We start from the raw sequence: 6,859 nt of genomic DNA, 5'->3' as shown, positions 1-6,859 counted from the left end.
GTGACCACAGTTCGTCATCGAGTATCGGTTTGGCCATGGCCTCCTCGTCAGCGAAACAACGAAGAGGTTAACAAAACGCGCGGCGGGTTAACAGCCCCCGAACACTCATTTTGTTAGAGATTTTAAGGGAACAATTACGTCCTGGGAAGACGGTGACTTTGTGCGTAGAACAATCTCATGCCTCGGCAGTAACGGTTCGGCCTTGATGGTGCCATCGACATCGACGAATTGAAACGTGCCCATGCGGTCTAGTACGCCTTCGACAAGCGGAACTGGGCGCACGTTTGACTGCAGAACGGCGACATCGAGCCACTGATTGAACCCGTTGAGCTGACCGAGGACCGCGGAGAGCACAAGGAGTTGCGGAGCTACGCCACGTGCTCTGGCGCGTGTAAGCATTGCCAGCAACAATTCGACAGTGATGCCTCGACGAGAGTCCGTGATGAACTGCCCTTCATCCAGCACCACAACGCCCAGGCGATTCAGTACATGCGGCGAGGTTAGCGCAATGTTGAGGAACATCTCGTATGTGAAAAACGCAATGTCGTAGCGACTCGAGAGAATGGCGCCCACGGTATCGTTGGCGTCTCCAGTGCATCGAACAACCCGCAATCCGACCTCGCCGTACCTGGCTGAAAATTCCTCACATTTCTCATTGACGAGAGCGCGATACGGAAGCAAGAAAATAGCCTTCCTTCCCGCGAGCACTGCTTGGACGGCGGCAAGTTCGCCAATCAATGTCTTCCCCGAACTTGTTGGCGCTATCACCATCAGGGATTTGCTCGCGAGCACGCCAAACTCATTCACTGCTCGCAGCTGGAGCGGATTCAGGCCATCCGGGAAGCGAGATGCCCATTGGTCGACGACGCTCTGTGGAAATCCGTGCGGAAGGAGGTCGGAGAACGCGCCAGTCGTACTGACGATGTCCATCGACGGAAAATGCGCTTGAAAATTTTCGCCGCGCTTCAACCGTGGGAAAACGAGGCCGCCCTCAACCTGACCCAGGAACACAGGGGTTTGGGTGACTCCGATACCAAGGCCGGCGACGCGAGCGATTTGAATGATTTCGTCAGCGATGGCAGGGAAGCTCACAGTGTCAACCGACTCGTTCGTCATGGCCTGAATCAGCGCTGCAGTGAGCAATCCATGACCGGTTCCTGGTTGCTCCCATGCGGACTGGGTTGCCGTGCACGCAGCGAGAAGGATTCGACCGTCGCCGGCAACTTGCTCGAATGTGAACGCGTTACGAGGCTTCGCATCAACTTCGAGAACGCGGGCAGGAGCATGACCTGCGAAGCAGGCATCCAGTATGAACAGCACTACGCGGGCATTCGACGCTTTGAAGGCGTCGGCGAAAGTTGCCATTGGCAGCGTAGTGCCTGTTATGTCCGTCCGCTGGGTGTCATAGAAAACGAGGCTACCGTCGGGCGTGCCATGGCCAGCGAAGCTGATGATGACAACGTCGTCATTTTCCGCTGTCTCAAGAGTTTGCAGGATGGCCTGAGACGTCGCTTGTTTGGTCGCAGACTCGTCGACTATAAGCCGTGAGCTGATGTCAGGCAGCGTGTCGGTAAAGAGCGACCACAGCGCGACAGCGTCCCGACGAGTGCCCGACAATTCGTCGATAGTAGGGTCAAGCTGCTTGCTAACGCCAACGAATACTGCTTTGGTGGCCATGGCGGCTCCGGTTCGACAACTCATACGTATTGGTTCGACGGCTCGCCTTCTTGCAGCAATATATCTTCGCTACAATGTTCTCGGCGACGCCGTTTCCTGAAGACGTGCGTCTAAATCATAGCCCGGATTCCGTGGACCTCGGCATCCGCGGGAAACACCGGAAAGACGCGGACATTGACACAGCTGATAAAAGTTGATTTGCGTCAAGAACGATTTCAACAACAAGACCACACGGGAAAGGGTTTACACGAATGACGGAAGCCGATAATCAAGCCCAGGACGCGAATACTGAGGCTGACGGTGGATATGGGGACAAGTGGAAAGATTTGGACCAACACATCATCATTCGCAGGGCGCGGGACTACTGTGTCTGCCTCAAAAAGGACCTTCGAATAGATTGGCAGACCAGCGAGGAATTCGACAAGGAGGAGGAGTCCGGCGAGCCCGAAGTCAGGAAAAAGCGCTCAGCACTCCTGGCGGAAATCACAGTCGAAGAATTGAAGCCCGCAGACGGCTTCAGCGAATCTGTTCTCATTCGGCAACGTACACTGCTCGGAGAGGCAACCGTCTTATGCTTGGAAGGCGACTTTGACGGTGCTGAAAAGACCATCGCATCTGCCAGGGCGGTATTTCAGTCGCGCAGCGATGAGATGTCGCGTCAGTGGTATCTCCAGGCGAGCGCCGTTGCTCTGCTGCCATTCATTGTTGTCTGCGCCGTGTTTTGGCTTAAGCGTCATTGCATCGAAGAACTCCTGGGTTCTACAGCATACTGGCTTCTCTTTGCCGCGTGCGGTGGCGCGCTCGGCGCACTCTTCTCAGTCATCATTCGCAGCGGAGACATGCACTTCGAACTCGGAGCCAGCAAGAGTCTCCATCACCTGGAGGGAGCATCTCGAATAGTTGCGGGAGCAATCTCGGGGTTGGTCGTGGCTATGGCAGTTCGTTCAGACTTGGTCTTTGGCGCATTCGCTCGCGGTGAGCACATGTCGCTCGTATCAATGTTGGCGGCGATTGCCGGCGGGACCGGGGAGCGGCTTGCGAAGTCGATTATTTCTCGGTTTGACGAAAAACCTCAGGAAGAGAAGGGCAACGGCTCTTAAGGAGAATGATGTGACCAGTTTACAACGTAAGGCGCTGGTGATTGGATGCCCGGACAAGGAAATTCCGGGAGTGTGGGACGACATGAAGAACTATCCGGCGTTCTTCAAAAGTTCTGCCGGCGGGGGGTGGTTAGCCAACGAAATCATAATTCTCGAGTCGCCTACGGTAGCGACGGTAAAGAGTGAGATTCAGAAGCTGCGCGAAGTGGACTACTCAGTCGTCGTTTTTGCCGGGCACGGTCGCTACTCGCCTTCAGCCGGTACGGGCATGCTGACCCTGTCGCCCGGTGTCGAGATGGACGAATTCGAATTGAAGCAGGGAGCGGCAAGGAGGACGGTAATTATCGACGCCTGTCGCGTCTTGCCGCGCCAAATCATTTTGGACGAGGCTCGTGCTTCATTGGAAAAATTTGCCTTGGCCCAGGACATACAGGCGAGCCGTCGCATCTTCAATACTCATCTGGAAAAATGTTCACCCGGCATCGCGATAATGTATGGGTGTGCCATCGGTGAAGGCGCTGGCGAAGAGCGCGGGAAGGGCGGGTACTACTCCGCCGCGTTGATAAACGAGGGAAAGAAGTGGGGCGAGTCTTCGTTAGGTCTTGGCGGAGTGTTGACCGTCAGTGAGGCTCATGACAGCGCAGCACGCTGGGTTCAGCGCCATACGGGTATGGAGCAAAATCCCCATGCCGGGTTTCCCCGGACTTTGCCGCGATTCCCGTTTGCCGTGCGCACGTGATATAGCTCACATGTCGCGATGTATCGATTGGATGCGACGCGAGCGTTAGCGTTTGGTCGTGCTCCAACCCAGAGCCAGCAGAGGTTGCGAAGGTGCTCGCTTCGTCTCGCTGAATCTTCCGCGGCTCCCAACAGGCCACCGTTCGATGGCCTGTTCCCTATTGCAGATGCCAACAAGTCAACTTCCATGAATTAGCTTTCTGGAACGCGCAGGCAAAAAGTCAGAATGAAAAAATCGGAGCGGTTTTTCCGCGTCGTCGCGAGACAGTGCAAATCGTGAGCAGGAGGCCGGTACAGTCTGCCGAGTACGTCTGGCAATCGCTGTCGCATCTCGTTTTACAGTGTGACCATTTGTGCTAGGCCTCCGCTCTTATGCGCCTCGACCAGCTACTCCCGGGATACGCTGCTGTCACCTTCGTCGCTGATACCACGCACCGAGTCGAGCAGGAGAAAGTCTCGTACGAACTCACCAGGTTCGCGGCCGAAATGGTATCCACCTCTCCCTACTACCAGACCCGCGCGGTCCGAGAACCTGCAACTTACTGTATTGACTCTGCAAAAAAATGACATTCCGTCCCGCCAGACTACTTCCTGACGAACCTGCAATTGCTGACTCGTTCGGAGCACATGACCGAATCGCTACCGCTCTAGCAACGCTGATTGAATCATCTGATGGGGGAAAAAGCATCCGTCTCGACGGCGAATGGGGCGTAGGTAAGTCAACGGTTGTACAGATTCTTAGAAAGCGCCTATCCAAGGGTCAAGCGCCTGAGGTCGAGAAGAATCCGCTTACTCGGATGTTTGTCTACGACGCATGGGTCCACTCCGGTGATGGCCTGCGTCGCGCCTTCTTTGAAAGCCTCGTGAGAGACCTCCGTTCTTGCGAGTGGATTCATCCAGAATCTGATGCAGATAAGAAATGGACCAAGAAACTTTTGAGCATGTCTGGCAAGCGCAAGCTCGTCATAAAGTCATCGTGGCCGGAATTAACGCAGCGCGCCAGAGTGGCAATGGCTCTCGGCGTGACTGGCGCGCTGTTTTCGCCTGTCGTCTTCAGCTTGCTTTCAAAGGCACTGCAAGGTTTGCCAGCTTCACTATTGTGGGGATTGACCATATCCGGTGCGGCAGGTCTGTTCTATATCGTGCAACGAATAAGTGCGTCGGACCTTCGAGTCATGACGACGAGGTCCACTTTGGATGAGACAACTGAGACGCTGACAGACCCAGAGCCTACGTCAATAGAGTTTCAGGAGGCTTTTGAGAGTTTGATGACGGAGACCCTGACGTCAGCACGGAAACTTGTCATCGTTGTCGATAACCTAGACCGCATCGACTCTGATGAAGCGAAGCAGGTATGGACTCTACTTCGGTCATTCCTTGACAACCCGACGTTTCGAAAGAGGGATTGGTTTAAACGCTTATGGCTGCTCGTTCCCATAGCAGACGCAAGTCGCATCTTGGGACCAACAAGCGTGGACATTGCAGCACCGGTCGCAGGCAGCATGAGGGGGAACATTCTCGAAAAGGTTTTCCAGGTTCGGATGACATTGCCGCTTCCAATGCTGCGACCTTGGAAAGAATTTCTCGCGGATAAGCTCGAATATTGCTTTGGCCCAGACGATGATGGAAGCCACGAAGTCATTGCGCGCTTACTGCACGCTACCAATTCACTTGGCTCACCAACACCTAGAGAGATAGTTGTTCTGGTAAATGAGCTCGTCGCCCTTCATACAGAGCGGCGCGGCGACATGCCGCTATCAACGCTGGCAGCCTACGTTCTTTCCCGGAACATGGAGAGGCACCGAGAATGGCAGGTTCCGCTTGAACTGGCACAAGTGTACTACTCTACTTCCATGGAGCAAGACTTTGCAACTTTGTATTTGCATGCAGTGAAATCTGAAGAATCATTGTATCTATTGATTTTGCCGAGTCTCGAAAGGGCTTTGGAAAAAGGTGATTCTGCCGAGCTTCGTGACATTCTCGATAGCAGTCCAGCCGCGCAGGATGTTCTGGAGCAACGTCTAATTCAGATTTTCTCGATGATGTCGCAATCTCCGGAGAACGCGAATAGGGAGCAGCCGCTTTTCTTTGCGTATCTACGGGCTCTTGTTATTTTTACCGACCCGACATTTTTGAGCCCATTCAAGATTGGGTTGCTGTCCCATATTCGCCCGCGAATTGACCATGTGATGGCAACCGCGTCTCTTCTAAATCTATCCAATCCGAATGCCGCGGATGGCGTTGCTGCATATCTCAAGCTCACCAATAATGATGCATTTTCCGCCAGAAGAATATGTCACCTCTTGAATTCCCTTGTCCCTCTTTCTGAGTCGAGCGAGTCTACTCCACCGGCTGCTTGGGATGTTTGGGTAATGTCTCTGATTGAAATTTTATCAATTGCCGAAATTCGCAATTCCGCGATTGACTTCGTGGGAGGGCGAATTCGTTTGCGAGTAAGCACCGAACGTTGGGCTTCCATCTGCATGAAGATAAAAGCGGAGCCAGAATATGACTTTGCTTTGGATTTTCTGGATACAGCCGATAGTGATAATTATCTGGCGGAGTGGATTGCAAGGGAACTGTTGCCAATGAATTCGGATGGCCGTGCACAATTGGTTCTTCAGCAAGGGTTGGAATCTAGAGGTTCAGGATTTTTTCGGACCGTGACTGACATACTTGAAAAGACAACTCTTGCGCGCGAAAATTTGGATGCGTATGAGATATTGGAATGCTTGACTTGCGTGATATCCGCGTCGAATGACCACGCACGCCCCTTCGTAAGGGCATTGGCGGAGGCCGATAAATTTGCTTCGTGGGCAAGAAACACACAACACGGAGTGGTGTCATTCACGGTCGATGCGAAATTAATTAAATTCGGGATAATTCATATATGGTCAGGCTGCGTATTGCCCAGTGACTCCCGAGACGTCGTCATGACCGTGTTTTCGTCTAACATCCGTCAATTCTTTCGCGAAAGGAATCCTGGATTAAATCACCTCACGAAATCGTGCAGCGAAATTATTTTGCGCACTGGTATATACGACGTGCTATCTATCATCGTGGGTATATCTGATGGGCAACACGAAGTACTGAGCCAGCTGCTGTTGGAGTTGTGTGCGGATGCACATTTTAGGGATGTTGCAGCTGCAGAGTTGACGAGTGGTCTCAATGGGCCGGCATCGAAACTACTTGTTGGACAAAACGCTGCGGTTCTTCGCAATTTGTTAGTTCGTGCTATGGAACACACCGGGCAGAAAGCTTCGAGCCCATCTGCTTGACCTTGGAGGTATGAGGGACTACTGGCCGCTGGATAATGCTGATGAGCTTGAGCAGGCCGCCAAACG

At 53.4% G+C, this 6,859-nt stretch carries 4 protein-coding genes; 3 read left to right on the top strand and 1 reads right to left on the bottom strand.

What is annotated here, in order from left to right; genetic code table 11:
- Nucleotides 1-105: 105 nt before the first annotated feature.
- Entirely contained in the window at nucleotides 106-1,677 is a 1,572-nt protein-coding gene (locus tag LGN17_RS33175; protein ID WP_226201074.1) for a DEAD/DEAH box helicase, read from the bottom strand.
- A 251-nt stretch (nucleotides 1,678-1,928) separates the two neighbouring features.
- On the opposite strand from LGN17_RS33175, the gene LGN17_RS33170 reads away from it, so the two are divergent.
- The 3 genes from LGN17_RS33170 to LGN17_RS33160 all read left to right on the top strand — a co-directional run bounded on the left by LGN17_RS33170 (nucleotide 1,929) and on the right by LGN17_RS33160 (nucleotide 6,793).
- On the top strand, nucleotides 1,929-2,777 hold the full coding sequence (locus tag LGN17_RS33170) for a hypothetical protein (protein WP_226201073.1): 849 nt from the start codon (nucleotides 1,929-1,931) through the stop codon (nucleotides 2,775-2,777).
- A 10-nt stretch (nucleotides 2,778-2,787) separates the two neighbouring features.
- Entirely contained in the window at nucleotides 2,788-3,516 is a 729-nt protein-coding gene (locus LGN17_RS33165; RefSeq protein WP_226201072.1) for a caspase family protein, read from the top strand.
- Nucleotides 3,517-4,078: 562 nt separating this feature from the next.
- The gene (locus LGN17_RS33160) at nucleotides 4,079-6,793 is read left to right on the top strand and encodes a P-loop NTPase fold protein (protein ID WP_226201071.1); all 2,715 of its coding nucleotides are present in this window, start codon (nucleotides 4,079-4,081) and stop codon (nucleotides 6,791-6,793) included.
- Nucleotides 6,794-6,859: the final 66 nt, after the last annotated feature.

It is taken from the genome of Burkholderia sp. AU30280 (assembly GCF_020420125.1).
Lineage (GTDB): Bacteria > Pseudomonadota > Gammaproteobacteria > Burkholderiales > Burkholderiaceae > Burkholderia.
This window is presented reverse-complemented; position numbering and strand designations above follow the sequence as displayed.